The organism is Lysinibacillus sp. UBA6686 (assembly GCF_002455205.1).
In the GTDB taxonomy this organism is placed as follows: Bacteria; Bacillota; Bacilli; order Bacillales_A; family Planococcaceae; genus Lysinibacillus; species Lysinibacillus pakistanensis.
On record NZ_DKJS01000032.1, the window covers coordinates 33,603 to 54,798 of the forward strand.

General features: G+C 36.7%; 18 protein-coding genes and 1 pseudogene. 10 read left to right on the plus strand and 9 right to left on the minus strand.

All coding sequences use genetic code 11. The features are described from left to right. Positions 1-27 precede the first annotated feature (27 nt). Positions 28-1,464 (plus strand): proline--tRNA ligase, encoded by a 1,437-nt coding sequence (proS, locus tag B2R82_RS08105; protein WP_286924382.1) that lies wholly within the window; start codon positions 28-30, stop codon positions 1,462-1,464. 79 nt (positions 1,465-1,543) lie between these two features. Here proS and B2R82_RS08110 read toward each other — a convergent pair whose 3' ends face one another. Further along, on the minus strand, positions 1,544-1,789 hold the full coding sequence (locus B2R82_RS08110; protein WP_286924383.1) for a ferredoxin: 246 nt from the start codon (positions 1,787-1,789) through the stop codon (positions 1,544-1,546). Between the two features lie 31 nt (positions 1,790-1,820). Next, the gene (locus B2R82_RS08115) at positions 1,821-2,816 is read right to left on the minus strand and encodes an NAD(P)/FAD-dependent oxidoreductase (RefSeq protein WP_286924384.1); all 996 of its coding nucleotides are present in this window, start codon (positions 2,814-2,816) and stop codon (positions 1,821-1,823) included. A 352-nt stretch (positions 2,817-3,168) separates the two neighbouring features. Between B2R82_RS08115 and B2R82_RS08120 the strand changes: the two genes are divergently transcribed. Further along, positions 3,169-3,915: a diphthine--ammonia ligase gene (locus B2R82_RS08120; protein ID WP_286924385.1), complete on the plus strand. Its 747-nt coding sequence runs from the start codon at positions 3,169-3,171 to the stop codon at positions 3,913-3,915. A gap of 247 nt (positions 3,916-4,162) precedes the next feature. Here the strand turns inward: B2R82_RS08120 and B2R82_RS08125 are convergent, their stop codons facing one another. Together B2R82_RS08125 and B2R82_RS08130 are read right to left on the minus strand one after the other, a co-directional pair. Further along, positions 4,163-4,849 (minus strand): M23 family metallopeptidase, encoded by a 687-nt coding sequence (locus B2R82_RS08125; RefSeq protein WP_286924386.1) that lies wholly within the window; start codon positions 4,847-4,849, stop codon positions 4,163-4,165. A gap of 124 nt (positions 4,850-4,973) precedes the next feature. After that, positions 4,974-5,606, minus strand: a complete 633-nt coding sequence (locus B2R82_RS08130; RefSeq protein ID WP_286924387.1) for a TetR/AcrR family transcriptional regulator — start codon at positions 5,604-5,606, stop codon at positions 4,974-4,976. A 367-nt stretch (positions 5,607-5,973) separates the two neighbouring features. On the opposite strand from B2R82_RS08130, the gene B2R82_RS08135 reads away from it, so the two are divergent. The 4 genes and pseudogenes from B2R82_RS08135 to B2R82_RS08150 form a co-directional block, all read left to right on the plus strand. Then, positions 5,974-6,300 (plus strand): ArsR/SmtB family transcription factor, encoded by a 327-nt coding sequence (locus tag B2R82_RS08135; protein ID WP_283868043.1) that lies wholly within the window; start codon positions 5,974-5,976, stop codon positions 6,298-6,300. Beyond that, on the plus strand, positions 6,297-6,707 hold the full coding sequence (locus B2R82_RS08140) for an SRPBCC family protein (protein WP_286924388.1): 411 nt from the start codon (positions 6,297-6,299) through the stop codon (positions 6,705-6,707). The genes B2R82_RS08135 and B2R82_RS08140 overlap by 4 nt, the downstream gene beginning before the upstream one ends. Positions 6,708-6,855: 148 nt before the next feature. Further along, a complete protein-coding gene (locus B2R82_RS08145) occupies positions 6,856-10,026 on the plus strand; it encodes an ATP-binding cassette domain-containing protein (protein WP_286924389.1) in 3,171 nt (1,056 codons plus the stop codon). 143 nt (positions 10,027-10,169) lie between these two features. Further along, positions 10,170-10,924: pseudogene (locus B2R82_RS08150) on the plus strand (nucleoside hydrolase); the annotation flags it as partial. A 3-nt stretch (positions 10,925-10,927) separates the two neighbouring features. On the opposite strand, the gene B2R82_RS08155 reads toward B2R82_RS08150, so the two are convergent. Continuing rightward, positions 10,928-12,127, minus strand: a complete 1,200-nt coding sequence (locus B2R82_RS08155) for a CynX/NimT family MFS transporter (RefSeq protein ID WP_286924390.1) — start codon at positions 12,125-12,127, stop codon at positions 10,928-10,930. Between the two features lie 145 nt (positions 12,128-12,272). On the opposite strand from B2R82_RS08155, the gene B2R82_RS08160 reads away from it, so the two are divergent. Then, positions 12,273-12,827 (plus strand): XRE family transcriptional regulator, encoded by a 555-nt coding sequence (locus B2R82_RS08160; RefSeq protein ID WP_286924391.1) that lies wholly within the window; start codon positions 12,273-12,275, stop codon positions 12,825-12,827. Positions 12,828-12,888: 61 nt separating this feature from the next. Here the strand turns inward: B2R82_RS08160 and qoxD are convergent, their stop codons facing one another. The 4 genes from qoxD to qoxA all read right to left on the minus strand — a co-directional run bounded on the left by qoxD (position 12,889) and on the right by qoxA (position 16,664). After that, positions 12,889-13,173 (minus strand): cytochrome aa3 quinol oxidase subunit IV, encoded by a 285-nt coding sequence (gene qoxD / locus B2R82_RS08165; RefSeq protein WP_286924392.1) that lies wholly within the window; start codon positions 13,171-13,173, stop codon positions 12,889-12,891. A 1-nt stretch (position 13,174) separates the two neighbouring features. Then, positions 13,175-13,771 carry a cytochrome aa3 quinol oxidase subunit III gene (gene qoxC, locus B2R82_RS08170; protein ID WP_283868049.1) on the minus strand — a complete coding sequence of 199 codons (597 nt, stop codon included), beginning with the start codon at positions 13,769-13,771 and terminating at the stop codon, positions 13,175-13,177. Then, entirely contained in the window at positions 13,768-15,717 is a 1,950-nt protein-coding gene (gene qoxB, locus B2R82_RS08175) for a cytochrome aa3 quinol oxidase subunit I (RefSeq protein ID WP_286924393.1), read from the minus strand. Before qoxB ends, qoxC begins: the two co-directional genes overlap by 4 nt. Positions 15,718-15,785: 68 nt before the next feature. Then, a complete protein-coding gene (gene qoxA / locus B2R82_RS08180; RefSeq protein WP_286924394.1) occupies positions 15,786-16,664 on the minus strand; it encodes a cytochrome aa3 quinol oxidase subunit II in 879 nt (292 codons plus the stop codon). Between the two features lie 355 nt (positions 16,665-17,019). Here qoxA and B2R82_RS08185 point away from each other — a divergent pair, with 355 nt between their 5' ends. The 3 genes from B2R82_RS08185 (at position 17,020) to B2R82_RS08195 (ending at position 21,121) form a co-directional block, all read left to right on the plus strand. Beyond that, a complete protein-coding gene (locus tag B2R82_RS08185; RefSeq protein ID WP_286924395.1) occupies positions 17,020-18,450 on the plus strand; it encodes a PLP-dependent aminotransferase family protein in 1,431 nt (476 codons plus the stop codon). Positions 18,451-19,089: 639 nt separating this feature from the next. Next, positions 19,090-19,239 (plus strand): hypothetical protein, encoded by a 150-nt coding sequence (locus tag B2R82_RS08190; RefSeq protein ID WP_286924396.1) that lies wholly within the window; start codon positions 19,090-19,092, stop codon positions 19,237-19,239. Between the two features lie 358 nt (positions 19,240-19,597). After that, positions 19,598-21,121, plus strand: a complete 1,524-nt coding sequence (locus B2R82_RS08195; protein WP_286924397.1) for a DHA2 family efflux MFS transporter permease subunit — start codon at positions 19,598-19,600, stop codon at positions 21,119-21,121. Positions 21,122-21,196 lie beyond the last annotated feature (75 nt).

The window sequence follows — 21,196 nt, forward strand, 5'->3', positions numbered from 1 at the left end:
ATTTTATAAAAATGGAGGAAAACACACATGTCAAAACAACTAGAAGATTTTTCGAAATGGTATATTGAGACCATCCAAAAGGCAGATTTAATGGATTATACTCCGGTTCGTGGCTGTATTGCCTTTAAACCAGATGGCTATGAAATTTGGGAGCATATTCAAGAGGAAATGGACCGTCGTTTTAAAGAAACAGGACATCGTAACGCCTATTTCCCAATGCTTATTCCTGAATCCTTCTTCCAAAAGGAAAAGGATCATATTGAAGGGTTTTCACCAGAGCTTCCTTGGGTGACAGAGGCAGCGGGTGAGCAATTAGAGGAACGCTTGGCGCTTCGTCCAACATCGGAAACGATGATTGGCCATCTTTACTCAAATTGGATCAAAAGCTACCGTGACCTACCAGTTCTTATTAATCAATGGGCTAATGTCTTCCGCTGGGAAAAGAAAACACTGCCTTTCATTCGGACATCTGAATTTCTATGGCAGGAGGGACATACAGCTCACATAGATGAAGATGATGCCCGTAAGGAAACAATGCAAATGCTAGAGATTTATAAGGAAGTTGTGGAGCAAGTATTGGCGATTCCTGTCTATGATGGACAAAAAACGCCTTCTGAACGTTTCGCAGGTGCTGTCGATACGTATTCCATTGAGGCGATGATGAAAAACGGCAAGGCAGTTCAAGCCGGTACATCCCATTATTTAGGTACAAAATTTGCTGAAGCCTTTAATATTAAATATTTAAATAAAGCGAACCAGCACGAATATGTACACACAACGTCCTGGGGTACTTCTACTCGTTTAATTGGTTCTGTCATCATGGTGCATGGTGATGAGCAAGGGCTTATTTTACCGCCAAAAATTGCACCAACTCAGGTAGTATTGATTCCTGTGGGTCCATGGAAAAAGAACCCTCAAATTATGGAGCATTTGGATGAGATTTTTGCTGGACTAAAGGCAAAAGGTATTCGGGTACGTCTTGATGATTCAGACCAATCGCCAGGCTTTAAGTTTAATGAATGGGAGCTAAAAGGTGTGCCAGTTCGTATTGAATTAGGACCTCGAGACCTTGAAAACAATCAAGCTTTACTGAAAGCACGTGATGAAAATGAAAAACAAAACATTGATTTGTCTAATGTTGTGACAGCCATTGAGGAAGAACTAACGACGATGCAAAAGCGTTTACTTGAAAAAGCTCGTCAATTCCGTGAGGCAAACACTCATACAACGATTGACACCCTATTACAATTACAGCAGCACATTAAAACAGCCAAAGATAACAGCACTATTCCAGGCTGGGTTCTTGCTGGATGGTGTGGGGATGATGCATGCGAGGAAAAAGTAAAAGAAGAGACAAAATATACGACTCGTAACATTCCATTTAATCCACCAACAGCTAAAACGACATGTATTTGCTGCGGAAACGAAGCAAAGCATACGGTTTGGTTTGCTCAGTCATACTAAAAAATTGTGATAAAAAATTCACCCCAATTGTTAGATAATTGTCTAATAATTGGGGTGATGTACAATAATGGGAGGCTAATTATTCAAATTTATTTGGATTTCCATCAAAAGAGTTATCTGCTATTTTGATGGATTCGGATGGACACCCTTCATAAGCATCATATAGATCATCATGAAGTTCTTCTGGTATTTGAGCAGTTCCTTTATTGTTATCAAGCAGTGCATGTGAATTTCCTTTAGCATCTTGGCAAAAAATCTCTGGTGCAACATCGCTACATGCACCGCAACCGATGCAAGTATCTTTATCAACAATTGTATATTTCATTTTTTCCTCCTGTTTAAATAGTTTAGACTTTCTATTTTTCCATTAAGCTTGTACTATGAGGCGTTTGCATATTTGCTGTTGGGTCAATATATACTTTTGCATTACTAACAGCAATAGGTGCTTCTCCAAATCCAGTTGCAATTAATTTCAGCTTGCCTTCATGTGTGCAAATGTCTCCAACTGCGTAAATGCCCGCTATATTTGTTTCCATACGACTGTTTACTACAATTGAGTTATCTTTAATCTCTAACCCCCAATTTTTTATGGGACCCAAGGAGGAAACAAAGCCGTAATTTACAATAACGTCATCTACGTCAATTGTTTTTTTGCGGGTTCCTCTTACTTCTTCTAAAACGACCTTGTCAATTCGTTCCTCTCCGATTAGTTCAGCTGGGACAAATGGTGTTATTATTTGAACTGTGGAGTTTTGTAAATATTCTACACTTTTTTCGTGCGCACGGAATACTTCTCTACGGTGCACTAATGTTACCTGTTTAGCAATCGATTCTAGCATTAATGCCCAGTCAACAGCAGAATCACCACCACCGAATATGATGACTCTTTTTCCAGAAAATTTATTTACATCATTAATGAAGTAATGAATATTACTATTTTCATATTTTTCTGCGCCTGCAAGTGTCAATTTCTTTGATTGAAATGCGCCATTACCAGCTGTGATGATAATCGTTTTTGAATAATGAATTTCAGAATTTGTCATCAGCTTAAATATGCCATCAGTTTGTTTTTCTACATATTCAACCGATTGTTCAAGACAAATTGAGGAGGTGAATTGATTCATTTGCTTCTTTAAATTATCGACAAGTTCTTGAGCACGAATCTTCGGGAAACCTGGGATATCATAAATGTATTTTTCAGGATATAATGCGGATAATTGTCCACCAAGCTGCGGAAGACTTTCAATAATTTTCACGGATAATTGCCTCATACCCGCATAAAAGGCAGTAAATAATCCTACTGGTCCGCCTCCTATAATAGTTATGTCAAAAACTTGATCATCTTGTGGCATTAATTTCACTCTCCTTAATTCTTTATGGTTATATCTTAGATAACAAGAATGAAATGTAGCTGAAATTCTGTGAAAGATTTAATATTTACTCTAAATTAAATAATGATAGATTTAGTTATGAATATTTTCAAAATGTAGTACGATAAATGTGTCGTATCAAAAACATTCAAATGATTGTTCAAACCCTTACCAAAATTATTGTTTTCACACACTGCTACAGAATCATGTTACCTATATTCTGCACTTTCAGTTTGATGAAATAAATAACTTGGTAGATTATTTTCGCGACTCACCATTATGGTGCAAACTAATTATTGATAATAGCTAACTAAGAAAAGGGAGAATAAAATAAATGGTAGCATTAATCGATTGGAAAAATGGCGCGAAAGGACACAAATTTATAGCTTCCTTTAGTGGAGGAAAGGATAGTGTCCTAGCCATATATAAAGCATCACAAGTTGGCCAAGCGATGGGTCTTATCGTCATGTTGGAGGAAGAAGGGCAGCGTTCTAGATCACATGGAATGCCACCGGAGGTAATACAGGCACAAGCTGACTCGATAGGTTTACCTGTCTATACAGCTGCTGCGAGTTGGGCAGATTATGAAAGTGTATTTTTAGGTCTTTTAGAACAGGCTAAAAATCAAGGGGCAGAGGTATTGGTTACTGGTGATTTAGATATGCCTGCACATGGCTGCTGGCATGAAAAGATCACAAAAAAGGTAGGATTAAAGCTCGGCATGCCTTTATGGGAGATGGATCATCGAGAAGCTGTCGATGAATTTATTCACCTAGGATTTGTTACGATGATCGTCACGGTCAATTTATCTTTAGGCATGACGGAGGATGATTTAGGGCGAGTTCTTACACCAGATTATATTAAGGAACTTGAAGCCCGAAACATTGACCCTTGTGGGGAAGGTGGAGAATTCCACACAACGGTTATTGATGGTCCTCTTTTCCAATATCCAATTACTGTTCGAAAATGTCCGATTATTAGAGATGGAGGATACGCATTTTTACCTTTGGAACTTGCAAAAAAAGAATCTAAAAAAAGGGGGAAAAATGAGCCCAATGTTAGATTTATTACAAAACATTGATAATCATGGTTTTCATCTTTTTGCTTTCAGTTCATTTGCGTTAAATGAATAAAATCTCCATTCTGTGGATTGGCCTTTAAATTATTGAAAGTATATTTTGCCTTAGCCTTTAAAAGAAATGTTAATAAAGCCATTGTTACGTTCCTGCTTGTTGCTAGGGTACCGTCAGGATAATGCGCATTTACAAGTCCATTTTCCTGACGGTACCCCTTTATGCAGTTTCAATTCATGCCTATTTATTGGATTTTTAAAATCTTATTCTATCCTTATTTGTTGGAATACTATTATTTACTTTTTCCCATGTCCCATTTTTAAATAATTCGTATTGTTCAAAAGCACAAGGTAATCCTTTTGCAGTAGCGATGTCACTACTATCCATAAGCTGAAAATGCAAATGCGGCGCAAAGGAGTTACCTGAATGTCCCACTCTACCAATTACTTCACCTTTTTTTACATTCTGCCCAACTGAAGCCTGAATGGAGCCTGTTTGAAGATGGACTAATGCAGCGTATACATTTTCGCCACATTCTATAATGATGTAGTTACCAGCAACTGATTGTATGTTGTCTTTCTTCGGATCGAAATAATGAGCATTTTTATAAGCGTTAGTCATATCTGAAAGTACTCTTGTTCGTGTTCGTTCTTTATAACCATCCTCTGCTATGACAATGATCCCATCACAAGGAGCGTATACGTCTTGCCCCCAACAATAATATTCATCTAAGGGAACCCCAAAAAGTAGATATTGCGCCAAGCTAACGCGATAAGCCGGCCAACCCTTTCTTTCCCAATCCACTTGTATAAAATCATAAGCATATCTTGATCCTAATTTGTTTGTACCATGACTCGGAATTTTTGTCCCTGGAGTGTTAGGAGAGTGCCATTCCCCCCTCAAAGGAAACCCTATAATTATCGGCTCACGCGCATCAATCATCATTATTCCTCCTCTGTCATTCTTTACCTACATTATTAAAAATGACTAATGCCACAAGGGGAAGTGGCAATACAATACTGATAAGTACATACGTTTTCGTGTTGAAAGCACATTTCCCAACCCCTTATTCTTTACTTGACGTATAGTATACTTTTCTCAGTTCATCAAAATATCCATCAAGTTTTTCAATAACGAGTTCATAGTTTATAGCCTGAGAATCTGAATCTCTAATATCCTCTAATATTTCATTGGTAAATCCAACATTAACCCAGAGTATAAATTGTTTGCACTTTTCAATATCCAACCCTACTCTAAATTTAGCTTCATCTATTCCATCAAATAATTTAGGAGAACAGCTTAAATGTTCTTCGTGTACTCTGTTTTCGAGTTCCTTACTAATCTCTTTGGATTTAGTGGGCTGTAAAAGTTTATGAAACTCAAAAATCCAGGGGTACCTTGCCCATAATTTAATTTGCAATTGATACGATTGACGTAATCTGTCAAAAATATCTTTTTCATCATAATTCATCAATTCAAGATATTCATTTTTAATTAGGTCAGAGAAGTAATCATACACAACAAGAAATAGCTCCTGCTTGCTACTTACATAGTGGAACATAAGAGCCTTAGAAATTCCGGCTTCTTTTGCGATTACATTTGTTGAAGCATTGTCATACCCCTTTGATGAAAATTCTTTTAATGCTGCATTTAGAATAGCGTCCCTCCTTTGAGGGTTTAAATCTAATAACTTTGTCAACATCGGTCACTCCTTTATAAGAAATGAGGTTTTACCTATTAGGTTAATTTCATTATATATATGTTTACCTATAAGATCAATGTAAAGACAGTATGATGTAGTTTTATTTGCTTTGATAAGCGTCCAAAGGGTTACAAAAAATTATTTTGAGCAATGTACTTACTCCAAGACAAGTAAAACTGTCTTAATGTTGTTCAGATAGGGAGTTCGAAGGGTTTAACTTCTGTAACTTTATTGCATTTTGAACATATGTTTTTCAAAGGTATAAAACCAATATCATTTTGACTAAAATAATAATTGACTGGACACTAAATGGTGGCATATAATTAAGACACCATTTAGTGTCCTATTAGAAAGGGTGGTGGTTTTGAGTAACAAGCATCAAGAGCGTGACGTTTATGTAGCCATTGCTGATCCAACTAGGCGTCAATTGCTCAATTTGTTAGCAAAGGCAGATGAGTTACCGCTTCATGAATTAACGGCTCAATTTGAAATGGGGCGTACAGCTGTATCTAAACATTTGACCATCCTAAAAGATGCTGGTCTTGTTATTGCTCGAAAAGAGGGTAGAGAAACGAGATATAGGCTGAATGCGGCTCCATTGAAAGAAATACAAGATTGGGTATCAATTTATGAAGGTTTCTGGAAAGAAAGAATTTCAAAATTACATTTACTATTGGAGGAGAAAAAATGAAACCAGATGTATCATTAGATTTTAAATTTACAAGTTCGATTGAGCAGGTATGGCATGCCCTGACAGATTCGGATACACTTGCAAAATGGATTTGGAGCAATGATTTTCAGCCGATTATAGGCCATAAATTTCAGTTCCGTGCTGAGCCAAACGAATGGTGGGATGGCATTGTCGATTGTGAGGTGCTTGAAATAGAAGAGCCACATAAATTATCATATACTTGGACAAGTGCTGGAGAAACTACGACCGTTACTTGGACATTAACACAAACAGCAGACGGTACAACACAGCTACATCTTGATCAAGGTGGATTTAGTGAAGAAACAAAAGCTCGTCAAGGAGCTATCGAAGGGGCAAAATACGCTTGGACGAATATGAGTTCGCAGCTTGAAAAAGTATTAGCTTAGTTCAAACAAAATTGAGACAAATGAGAGCGCAATTCCTTAGCAAGAATTGTGTTCTTTCATTTTCTGAAGGAAGCTCTTCAAAGAAAGCAAGGGGCTCTTTGAAAAACCTTAAGCACCTACTTAATTTAGTATATGGAAGGATAATATAATGAAGATCAATCAACTAATTGCTAACAATATTAATCGTTTAGATGTTGTCTTACCAGAGGATCAATCACTAGGAATTGCAGGTTTGTCAGGATCAGGAAAAACTACATTTTGTCAAACAATTGGGGAAGAATCAAAAAAACGCCTTGTTTCTTTATTGCCAAAGGCTGAATATCAATATTTATTTCCAAATATTATGGAAACAAATTTCAGTGCCATCAAAATGGAGGACATGCCCTTAGTTCTTTTTTTAGGGAAATCATCCATTTCTACAAATCCACGTTCAACAATTGGCACGCATACGGGTGTTTTTAAAGAGATTCGTGATCGACTGGCAGATGAATTCCATCTGTCTCCTGAGGTTTTTTCCTTTAACAATGCATTGGGCTGGTGCCCTGCTTGTAAAGGACGCGGTACAACAAAAAATATAGAATGTAAAAAATGTGAGGGCAAGCGCTATAGTCAGGAAGTAGAACAACATAAAGTAACTTTATGGAATGAACAATTTAGTATATCTGACATTCACAATTTAAGCATCGAAACAATCTTTTCCCTGACAAAGGAATTAAAAATTAGTGAAGAGAAACAACATATTCTTCAAAATATTATCCAAATGAATATTGGCTATTTAACATTAAATCGCATTATGGGCACCTTGTCAGGAGGGGAATTAACTAGACTTTACTTAGCAGAATTTATGGCAACAAGTGAAAATACGGTCATAATTATTGATGAAATCTCTGTTGGTCTTGATCATAACACCCTAGTTAAAATTTTAGAACAAATACAGCAATTAGGCTCTAAAAATCAAATTTGGCTTATCGATCATTCCGATACAGTGCTAGACACGGCTAATCAGCCTATATTCTTTGGACCAGGTAGTGGCAAATATGGTGGACAAATCGTCGATGCATCTCCTCGACCACAGCCAATCTTTTGGGAACGAAATCAGAAAAAACCAACTACCTTCTATCAATTCCATGAATTACATTGCCGAAATATTCAAATGGACGAAATAGAAATTCCTCAAAACCGACTGGTAACCTTTACAGGAGAGTCAGGCTGCGGGAAGTCAACACTTGTCAATGAGTGTATTGCAAAGGATTTTGTAAAGCGCTATCCAAAAGATAAACTAGTGATGGTAGGACAAGATCGCAACCAATCGATTACTAGCCGTTCCACTGTCGCAACATTCCTCGATATTAAAAAGAAATTAACCAAATATAGTCAGGATATTGATGATATTTTTCTACGCTCGATTGAGGATATTATTGACGAACTTCCGAATGAAGATATTGCCCATAAGCGTCTAAGCTTGCTTATTAAGCTTGGACTTGGTTATTTGACGCTGGAAAGAAAAACACAATCCCTATCAACTGGTGAATTCCAATGTGTGCATTTAGTGTCAGAGTTGTTTGCAAATTCTCGAAATCCACATACACTCTTTATCTTTGATGAGCCTTCTAAAGGGCTATCTCAAAACATTTTAAATCAATTTATTGATAGTATCAGAGACATTTTACAAGATGAATCCATCTCCATCATGATGATTGAGCACAATGCCTATATGTTAGAAAGCTCAGATTTTATTGTTGATTTTGGTAAAAGACAGCAGGAGCCAGTGACACATCTTGAGGTGGTTAGCCATGAACACTATTTTAATCAGGATAACTATGCAAAAGATACAGCTCCATTACAAATCGCATCCACGCTGGAATCAAGAAATGGTATTCAATACTTAGAAGACCATCCTATAAGTTATTTTAAAAATGCAGAAAATGTTTATAAAGGTGGCATCTTAAAAAGCCTATCCTCAATGGCCCGTCTCATTTATGGTGAATATGAATCAAACAAGATAGCCCCCGTCATAGCTATTGATCTTGAAAGACATCTGTATAGCCAATATAGTTTTTTATATGAAATAGCTGGACTTATAAATCATATTATCGCTGCACATCCAACGAATAAGGATACAAGAAGCTTCGATTTCTTTAGTCAAGAAAATCATTGTCCAAGCTGTTCAGGAAGATTAGAAATCGAAAAATTTGATTTTGAGCTTGTCATTCAAGACAAAAACGTTCCATTTTGGGATGGATTACTACATCCAGATGTGATGGAGGTCTTAAAATACTATCAACATTCCAAACTGGAGTTCCTCTTTGAAGAGATAAAAAATGAACTTGGGCAAGATATTAGTAAAAGCTATAATGACATGACCGAAGATGAAAAGCATACATTTTTATATGGTTATTGGGAAAAGTCATTTTATGATAAAGCAACGAAATCCTCGAAAAAATGGGAAGGCTTTAATTTTATTATTGGTCGCTATATTGTCATTTCCAAATCAATCATTAAAGAGCAAATGAAAGAAACTAGAGTGATGATACCTTGCCCAATATGTCATGGTTCGGTCCTCAATCACCAAAAGAAATTACAATTCGGTGATTTCGATATACGTGATATTATTCATCAACCGATTGATGAGGTCATAAAAACAGTTGGGGAATTACCGGAGCTAGAAAAAATCAAAGCCATCGTTGGGGGAGATATGTCGCTTACAACCGATGTCTCCTTACTACCTAGGGAAACAAAGGTATCGTTGAAAATGCTTGAATTAGAGCTTGCAAGGTTTGTCGGTTATGAAATCGTTTTACAAAACGCGCTGCCATTCTGGGATAGTATTAAGGACAACATGAAAGCAATAAGCAATAAAAATCTAATTACCATCTGTGATTTTGCTACTATTAACGAAACTCGAGAAGCCATTATCGATAAATATTTCACCAATGGAAAATTCAAAAAACTAACGTATGTCTATGAGGCATTTGGCTACAAAAAAATCGTTACGCAAATTAACAAGGTGAAAGCAAGTCATCCATGCCCATTCTGTAAAGGGAAGAAAGTCATTTCAGAGGATAATCTTCATGATGGTGTATTTAAATTATCTGTTCCTTGTGTGAGTTGTAGAGCAAGTGGGATCAATGAAGAAGGACGAAAGGAAATCATCGATGGCATTGATGTACAAACTTGGTTAACTGGCACAGTAAGTGATGTTGTTACAGAAGGAACACATATTGAAGCTGTTGCCGATATTCCTATTTTCAATCGCATCAGAGAGCTGAATAAACAAGAGATGATGGCGATTTATCAATACCTTGAGCAGAATAATTAATAAGAACAAGAAACTCATTTGCAGTAATCCATTGCAAATGGGTTTTTTGTTGAACAATTTCCAAAGAAATTCAAACCGTGTTGTCTTTGACACCTCGACCGTATTATAAGTTAATGGATGGGTATTAAAAGGGGAGATATTCTTTGGTAAAAAAAGTATTGTTATTTGGTGATATTGGAATTGATGATACCGTTGCTTTAATCTATGCAAGGCTAAACCAAGAAATAGAAATCGTAGGGCTTGTTGCCGATTACGGAAATGTATCGAGAGAGGATCCCGTATCCAATATCTATTATGTTATGAAATTATTCGACTTTAAGGAAATACCAGTTATTTTGGGGGCAGAGATTCCGTTAACGGGAGAACAGCCGACATATTATCCAGAAATCATGGGGAACGAGGGCTTGGTCCCATTGTACCGAATGAAGATTCCGAAATAAAAATCGAAAACTTTTGGGACATCATCAAAATTATTGAAAAATATAAAGATGAGCTAATAATCGTCAATATCGGTCGTCTTACCTCACTTGCGACGATGTTTATTCTCTATCATAAACTAATGAAGAATGTGAAGGAAATTTATATGATGGGTGGGGCATTTTGGGTGCCTGGCAATGTCACGACAGTGGCGGAAGCAAATTTTCATGGAGATCCATTTGCAGTCAATATTGTACTCACTTACGCAACGAATGTAACGATCATTCCATTGAATGCTACACAAAAGGCCATTGTCACACCGGGGATGGTTGATTATATAGATTCTTTTGGAAAAACGAAAATCCTCAAACCATTAATGCAATATTATACCCGATTTTATCAAGAACGGGACCCTTCACTTCTTGGAAGCCCCGTCCATGATGCGTTAACACTTATGGCTACGATTTATCCTAATATGTTTTCTCTATTGAAGGAAGTAAGTATTGGAATCATTTTTTGCTCTAACTTTAAACGTCATCAGCATTAATACAACTAAAATAAATAATAATGCGAAAAATGCAAAGTCAAAAGTGTTTGTTACATCCTTTATAACACCAACAAGCATCGGAATAATGCCACTAATAATATAACCACCAAATTGAACCATGGCAGTCCATTCACTTGCTTCTTTTGGCGTAGCAGTTGCGTCTAAGGGTAGAATCATGGCCAATGGGAATAAGCCTCCAGCACCAATGCCCATTAATGTGGCACAGAAAATGGGTGACATCCCGCCAGTTATTAATAACAGAATGCCGATAAAGGAGCTTAATGCACAAAGTAGCATCCAAGGTTTTCTCTTCACACTATTATTAATTAAAATCGGAATAATAAAGCTACAAATCATTTGCATAACGGAAAAAATAGTTACCGTTGTTGCGGCGTAGGCATCACTATAACCAACGTCCTGCACTTTTGGAGCGAGCCAGGTCGCCAGGGCGTAATAAACACCTGATTGTAAACCAAACATTATCATAAGGAGCCAAACATATCGATTTCCCCAAGGTAATCGGCTTTTTTGACTGCCAGATTTCTCGATTGTTACTTCAGCTTGCTTTGATTTTTTGATAATAGGCATCCAAACAATGATTCCCATAAGTGCGAATACTGACCATATTGCTAAAGCTGCATTCCACGATTGATGAAAAGCATGCATAACAGGCACGACTAAACCAGCGCTTAAAGAGGCTCCAATTCCCATCCCTGCTGAATATACACCAATCATAGTAGAAGAATATTTAGGAAATTCCTTTTTAATATAGCCAGAGATCAGTGGGCCTGTAATGGCTATACCTATCCCACTAAAAATAGCTGTTAGTAATAAAAGCAATGGAAAAGTCGCTACTAAACGCAATGCCGTAGAAACACCAATTAATAAAACGGATAAAGCAATCGTCAACTCAATACCCCATCTTTCACTTAACTTCCCAGCCAATGGAGCAAAAATCCCCATGCAAAAAACAGGTAGGGCAGTTAGTAAACTTACTACTACACTAGACATCTGTAAATCCATTTGAATATTTTTCAATACTGGTGAGATGGATGTAATGGAAGCTCGTAGATTCATAGAGAGTATAAACAATGAAAAAACACTCCAAATAATTGTAAGATTTTTTGATTTAGTCATAACTGAAAACACCTCTTTTTGTAAATATGAATGATTGTTTGATATACTATAGTTAACTTTCTAAACAAATAAATAAACTACAATTAACCGACTTGTATACTATAATATACTAAATGTACGAAGTCAACAGAAGGGGTGCGACACGTTGAATGAGGAAAATATTGACTTATCTAGTCAAGTTGGGCTTAATCTAAGAGAAATTCGAAAAAGCAAAAGGATGAGTCTTGATGATTTAGCAAATGTAAGTAATGTTAGTAAATTGACGTTAGGAAAAATTGAAAGAGGGGAAACGAATCCAACCGTCAATATTCTTTGGAAAATATGTAGAGGGCTTAATATTCCACTCGTCTCTTTACTATCATTTAAGGAAAATATAGAAGTGCATAGATTTGGATCAAATTACCAATTTTTAGGAAATAATAATGATTGGTTTGTCGAGCCATTATTTAATACACATGGAACGGAATGGTATAGAGGTTGCATCGAACCAAATAGTGAGAACAGTGAATGTCACTTAGCGGGATCAGAAGAAATTGTCCTTGTGTTAAACGGGCAATTGGAGATGAAGGTAGGAGAAAAAATTCATCAATTAAATCAATGGGATGTCATTAAATTTAATGGCGAAGAGCTTCACACATACATTAATCGTTCCAACGAAAAAGTACATTTGATGCTCTCGTTAAGCTATACAACTCGATAGTTTGTCATAAAAAAATCGTCCTTACTCATCAAGTAAAGGACGACTTTTTTCATACTCTCGTCTAGATATATCCCCAAATCATACATAATAACGTCCCAAAAATGGTAACGAGCGCAATGATCAACGCATAATAAATGTTGGTAAAGATCGCAGGTTTATCCTCTGTTTCACCAGCATGCATAAAGACAACTAACTGCAAGCCAGCCTGAATAAATGCTGTGACTAAAAGTATTGTCATGGTAATGGGCGATGATATATCAAAAAAATACACACATGTAGCAATGATGGTAAGGATAATTGACAGGGCAAATCCCATAACTTGTTTTAGTGGGAATAAATCACTCATTTCAAACCATTCCTTTCAAGTAAATGAAACTGAAGATAAAGATCCATACCACATCTAAAAAGTGCCAGTATAAGGAGAAGATGAAAGATTTATTGGCTGTTTCAGGCGTCAACCCACGCTGAATTAGTTGGTAGACAATAAACATACCCCAGAACACCCCAAAAGTGACGTGCGCACCATGCGTCCCTAATGTTGTCAAAAGGGTAGCTGTAAAGGCACTTGTTTGTAATCCTGCACCAACATGCACATAGTGAATGAACTCATACACTTCAAAACCAATAAATGCTACACCAAGTAGTAGCGTCAAAACATAGAACGTTATCATCGCTTTCGTATAACCCTTGCGCATGGCATGTATGCCTAAGCCAATGGTAAAGCTACTTGTTAAGAGAATAAAAGTTTCAAATAAAACAGGTGTAATTTCAAAAATATCAGCTCCTGTAGGACCATTTCCAGTGCGATCCACTAAAACAAAGTAAGCTGCGAACAGCGTTCCAAAAAGCATGATTTCAGCGCCGATAAATACCCAAAAGCCTAGTATATTCAATTGATTTTGCTGTGTACTATATTCTAAAGGAAGTGATTGATCGATTTTCATGATTGACTACCTCGCAATTTCGATTCCGTTGCTTTCACTTTTTCGACAGAAACATAATGTCCTGGATCTTTTTCCAACGAACGGTGCGCCATACAAATAAAAATACCGATAGTTGTAACAATAGTTGGAATCCACATACCAAATACAAATGAAAAGCCCCATGCAAAGAAAATACAGCCTAAAATGAAAGGTACACCACTGTTATTTGGCATATGAATGTTTTCATATTGCTCTGGGAACAAATCATGCTGACGATATTTTGCATCCCATAAGGCCTCCGTTGAAATGACATACGGCACCTTTGCAAAGTTATAGTACGGCACAGGACTTGGTATAGCCCATTCTAATGTACGTGCGTCCCATGGATCTGAGCCAACGTTTCTTGGAGCATAACGTATGCTGTAATAAACGTTGTATACAATTAAAATAAAGCCAATTGTAAGGCCAATTGCACCGATAAAAGAAATCATATTCCACATTCCAAAACCTGTGGAGGCTGAGTAAGTGTACATACGCCGTGCTTGTCCATCTAAGCCAGAGAAGAACATTGGCATAAAGGCTAGTAAGGTGCTGATCGCAATAATCCAGGCGGTTACTTTGCCTATTTTTTCATTTAACATAAAGCCAAACATTTTTGGCCAATAGTAATGTAAGCCTGCTAACATCGCAAATACAACACCTGGAATAATCACCATATGGAAGTGTGCTACTAAAAACATTGTATTATGGTATTGGTAGTCAGCCGCAGACATACCAAGCATCACGCCTGTTACGCCACCTATTGTAAACGTAGGGATAAACAACATTGAATATAACATCGGCGTTGTAAAGACAATTTTTCCTTTCCATAGGGTGAATAACCAGTTAAAGATTTTAACTCCAGTAGGGACAGCAATGGCCATCGTTGTTATTGAAAAAATACTATTTGTTAAAGCACCTTGTCCCATCGTAAAGAAATGATGGGTCCATACTAAAAACGATAGGAAGGAGATAATAACCATTGAACCGACCATCGATTTATAGCCATAGAGATTGCGGCCAGAGAATGTAGAAATAATCTCACTGTAAAGTCCAAAGGCCGGTAAAATCAGGATATAAACCTCAGGATGTCCCCATACCCAGAAGAAATTCGCCCACAGCATATCCATACCGCCGTTGGAAGATGTGAAGAAATTCGTAGCAAATAGGCGGTCAAAAGTTCCCATGACAAGTGCAACTGTTAATACTGGAAAGGCAAAAACGATAATTACATTTGCGACGAAAGAAGACCATGTAAACATTGGCATTTTCATTAATGTCATACCTGGTGCTCGCATTTTAAGAATCGTAACAATCATGTTAATACCGGTAATTAATGTACCGAGTCCAGAAATTTGTAGAGCAAACAAGTAATAGTTCGTCCCTACTGATTGACTAAATTCATTACTAGCAAGAGGGAAATAATTCGTCCAGCCAGCATCAGGAGAGCCGCCAATGACAAAGGAAATATTTAATAGCATGGCCCCCATGAAAAATAGCCAAAAACTTAGAGCATTCAAACGTGGGAAGGCCACGTCTCTTGCGCCAATTTGAAGTGGCACAATGTAGTTCATAAAGGCCATAATAAACGGCATGGCCATAAATATAATCATTACGGTTCCGTGTGTTGTAAATATTTCATTATAATGCTGGGCATCTAGTAACTTATTATCAGGTACTGCCATTTGTGCTCGCATCATAATAGCATCCGCTCCACCACGGAAAAGCATAAGAAGGGCTGAAATTAAATACATAATACCAATTCGTTTATGGTCAACTGTTGTTAACCATTCACGCCAAAGGTAGCCCCATTTTTTAAAATAGGTTAATCCTACAATCATCGCTATCACCGTAAGACCAATAGCGACCATTGAGGCATAAATAGCCGGGCTTGGATGGGGTATCGCAAATCGTTCAAAGTAATCCATCTGACTATGTCTCCTTTCGACATCAACCTTATCGTAAACTAGTTCATTTCGAGAATTTCAAGATTGTTTTATTGAGATGCATGATCTTTTACGTGAGAAGAACCATGCTGATGTCCACCATTTTCACCCTCAGGTGCTGGCAAAAACGATAAATGCGTTCCTGTGTAAGTGGACTGTCCCACATGCCCTGGTTCTAGTAACGTATTAAATTTTTCCTCCGTTAATAGATCTGCTGTTGCTTTTACTTCCATTACCCAGTCTTCAAAATCATCCTGAGTCACTGCTGTAACGTTAAACGTGTTTTCAGCGAACCCTTTTCCATTAAAGTTTGCATTTCTTCCCATAAACTCTCCTGGCTTATCTGCAGCCAAATGCAATGTATTCACCATATCGGCCATTGCATATTTTTGACCACCAAGCTGGGGAATCCAGAAGCTAGTAATCGGTCCATACGAATAAAGTTTGAATTCAATTGGTCGCTCTGCAGGAATATACAAATAATTTATGGTTTCAATATCTTCTTCTGGATAACTAAAATGCCATTTCCAGTTAGAGGTTGAAGCATAAATGACCAATGGCTTTTCATCTTTGTATTTTTCTGGCGTCGATTCCACCTTATAATTACTTTGAACGGAAATAATAGACATGTAAGCAACTATTAAAACAGGTATGCCTACACAAATGATTTCAACCATTGTACTCCCCTTAATGTGGGGAGGCTTATAGTCGGGACTTTGCTTAGAAGCACGATATTTCATTAACATATAAGCTAAAATCACGAAAACGATTAGTACGATAAAAGACATAATCCCTATAGAAAGCATAATATCTTTGGCTTGTACTTGAGCCTGAGGGCCTTTTGGATCTAATACTAATAACGGGTCACAGCCGGTTAACATAGTGACAATAGTGAAAAGACTGACTAATTTAAGCCAATTTTTTTTCATATACAAACCCCTTTATCTGATTCTTTGAAGTGCTATCGGTTACTATAGGTTTTGTATGGATTTTGATTCACAATTGATTTTTATCATAGTGGCACATACTTTGAAAGACAAGGCGTTTTGCAAGATAACACAGAATGTTCTAAAACGAAAAAAATAATTTCAGTATAACTTTATCGAGATAAATACACGTCTAGTAAGGCTTTTTATAGGATGATAGGGATTGAATTTTAAAGTGGATGGGGAAAGTAATAATAAAGTGGATGGTTAGTGACAGAAGATGTTATATTATGATTGATTTTTTAGCTAATCTGATACTGCTAAAAAAAATTATCATGCTCTATAGAGGTGAGTATATATGGATTGGAAACCTGATCGAAATGCTAAAAAAGCTATCTATAAACAACTCGCAGAATATATTGAAAAAGGTATTGCAGATGGGACATTTCCTCCCGATAAACCTTTACCATCAGAGCGATACTTAGCAAACGTTTTGAATGTAAATAGAAGTACAGTCGTTAGTGCATATGACGAATTGGAAGCATTGGGGCTTATTGAACGGAATAGAGGAAGTGGCACAACCATTAGTAAGGATATATGGGGGATCACAAGGAAAAGAATTCCTAGCTGGAATCGATATATTGAGGCAGGCTCCTTTTTACCAAATCTACCTGTCACACAAAAAATAAGAAAGGAAGCAGTGGAACACAAACTAATAAATTTAGCCACAGGAGAATTATCAGAAGATCTTTTCCCTAAAAGCTCTTTAAGAGAAATTACAGCAACACGCTCTTTTATTGGTAGCCTTGGATATGATCATCCACAGGGGAGTGAAATACTTCGAACTACCCTCATGAAACATATTAAAAATAGCCGAGGAATTGACACAAAACCTTCTTCCATACTGATTACATCAGGGGCGCAGCAAGCATTACATTTGATTGTTCAATGCTTATTAAAGCCTGGAGATGCAATTGCAATCGAAGATCCTTCGTACAATTATAATCTGCCTATCTTTAAATCTGCAGGCTTACAAATACACTATTTATCTGTTGATAAAGATGGTATCAATCCAGACGATTTGCAAACATTATATAAAAAACATCGTATTAAAATGATTTTTTTAAATCCTGATTTTCACAATCCAACAGGCACTTCTTTAGATATTAAGCGAAGAGAGGCTATTTTAGATATATCCTCAAAGCTTGGTATTCCAGTTGTAGAGGATGATCCCTATAGCTTGACAGCATTTTCCGGGGATAAAACTCCTACCCTAAAATCATTAGATAAAAATGGCAATGTTTTATACATTAGCTCTTTGTCTAAGGTCGTTGCCTCGGGATTACGGATTGGATGGATTGTTGGTCCCACATCCGTTATTGAAAGGTTATCTGATGCAAAGCAACAAATTGACTTTGGTCATTCTAGCTTTACACAGTGGATAGCCAATGATTTTTTAGAATCAATAAACTTTAATTTGCATATCAAAAGTTTAATTAGAGAATTAGAAAAAAGACGAAATACAATTGTTCAAAGTCTCGATACTTATTTAAAAAACCAGGTGGCGTTTTCTATTCCTCAAGGCGGTATCCACATATGGTGTAAAGTGTTGAAGAATTATAGTGAAACAAAATTACTGGAAGAATCGATTAAACAAGGAGTCATTTATGTTCCTGGTTCAACCATGGGATCCCAGAATGGCTTTGTCCGTTTTACGTATGCTAGAGAAGATATGGATTCAATCGATGAAGGAATTAAAAGGTTTGCACAAGCTTTTAATAGCATATAGTAAGAAGATGAATTTTTGTAAATTATAGACAAGTGGATGACTAAAATAGTGGCAAAGTGGATGGTTAAAAATATTCGTAAACAATTTATGATATAGACATGGATCAGAAAAAAATCCATAAAGGCTATCTACTATCATTGAAGTGTGGATTGATTCACAATTATTCGCACAGGTAATGAAATCTGTAAGTTATTGGGAGAGTGATAGGATAAACCCTTTGTTGCCATGTAAATTTGTTAGGTAAGAGGTAGTTATCTAATTCAGTGTGATTTAAATGTTAATGGGGTTATTAAAAAGCTACAAATAAAAAACCCACTTTTTTAAAAGAGGTTATAACATTCACAACACGTATCGTTAATTTTGTCTCTGTGTTTTACCTGTTCTAACAGTCTCAATTTTTTAGCTTTTACTGCTGATGAAAAAAATCAAGGCAGTCACTACTTATTATATTTTAAATTTCCCACAACTGTGTATAAGGGAAATAGGCACTCCTTATATACACTATTAAACCTTAGTCAAAAACACCATCGGGCCACCTAGTGTCGATTTTCAATCGACACTAGGTGGCTGGTTTTGTACACAATTTAATTGCTGCGTATTAAGTTGATAAGCTCTGATTATACTAGTGTTTGCAAGGGGATGGATTTACAAATAGGTAAAAAAATTAAGTTTACAGTGGAAGATGTTGATGGTGGAGCCATTATTAGTGTTTCACATGATCGGCGTTATTTAAAAGAAGTAGCATCAACCATTTATGAATTAACTAGTGAAGGTTTAACGAAAAAATAGGATAAGCAAAGAAAAAGTCGAATTCCTGTAGTGAAGGAATCGACTTTTTTTGCAAAAAAATTATGTAGAAAACATTGAAATAAATGATGTCTTATGATAAATTTATATGGCTAGACATTGTATAATTTATAGAACGCGCATTATCCCTATTTTAATTATACAATACATTCTATTCTTTCGTCAACAATTTTATGATTGGTTTTTAAAGGGGTGGTAGCTATGAAATCAGAAGGGGCACTACAATGGATTGGAGGAAAAAACTACTAAGCTCATTGACGAAGCAATAAGACTCTTAAGAAGCTTCATTAAGATGAGAGTTTGTAAATGAAAAAGAGAAAGAAAGTAGGACTGATACTACATGTCAGAGAAAACAATATCTGTTCAGACAAAACCGCCATACGGCATGATTGCCATTTTATTTATTGGGGCATTTGTTGCCATTTTGAATGAAACATTACTAAATATTGCTCTTCCAGCTATTATGGAAGAATTTGAGGTCAATGCCACTGCGGTACAATGGCTTTCAACAGGCTATATGCTAATTAACGGGATTTTAATACCCGCAAGTGCGTTCTTCATTCAACGCTTCACGGATAAAAGGTTATTTATAATTGCAATGGCCTTGTTTACTTTGGGAACATTTTTAGCTAGTATTGCACCCGCATTTGGCGTATTATTAGGGGCTCGTATGATTCAAGCTTCTGGATCTGCAATTATGATGCCATTATTAATGAATGTTATGTTAACTGCATTTCCAGTCGAAAAACGAGGGGCAGCAATGGGGATGTTTGGGCTGGTAATGATTACAGCTCCTGCGATTGGACCGACACTTTCTGGATGGTTAATCGAGCATTATAGCTGGAGAATGTTATTTGATTTGGTATTGCCAATTGCCATTTTAACCTTAATTTTTGCAGCCTTTAAATTAAAGAATGTTACACCACAACGTGCTATTAAGCTGGATGTACTATCTCTTATTTTATCCAGTATCGGGTTTGGTGGCTTGCTTTATGGCTTTAGCTCTGCAGGGGAAAAAGGATGGGATAATGTACTTGTCTACGGTACGATTATTATTGGTACACTTGCTTTAATTACCTTTATCCTTCGTCAGCTACGAATGGATGAGCCCATGCTTGAGTTTCGTATTTTCAAATATTCGATGTTCGCCTTATCCACAACCATTTCAATCGTAATTTCGGTTGCAATGTTCTCAGCCATGATCCTAATGCCGATTTATGTGCAAACTATTCGTGGGATTTCACCAATGGATTCTGGCCTGTTAATGCTTCCTGGCGCTATTGTCATGGGGATTATGTCGCCAATTACAGGTAAACTCTTTGATAAATACGGTGCAAGAACTTTGGCTGTCATTGGATTGATCATTACCATTGTCACAACTTATTACTTTAGCAAAATCGGTTTGCATACTGCTTATTCTACTCTTGTAGTGCTCTACACTTTACGTATGTTTGGGATGTCAATGGTTATGATGCCAGTAATGACAAACGGTTTAAATCAGTTACCAGCCCATAATAATCCACATGGAACAGCGATGAACAATACATTGCAGCAGGTATCTGGTGCTATAGGTTCTGCAGTATTAATTACCGTTATGAACAATATAACTACTGTAAAAGCAGAGGAATTAGCTGCTAAAGCAATGAACAATATGAGTGCCAATGCTGCTCAATCATCCGCACAGGCTACAGCTGAAGTACAACAACAAATTATGAATGAAGCCATGCTACATGGTATTAATTTCACCTTCTTTATTTCAACATTGATTACGGTGATTGCTCTTATTCTCGCTTTCTTTATTAAAAGAGTCAAACCTAATCAAGTGATAGATATGGAGATTCAGAGGGATGTTCAGGGGGAATAGATAATTTGTCAATCCACAAAGGGGAGATTGTAGTAAACCAATACAAGGTCCGCATTACTCCGTATAAACCTAAAT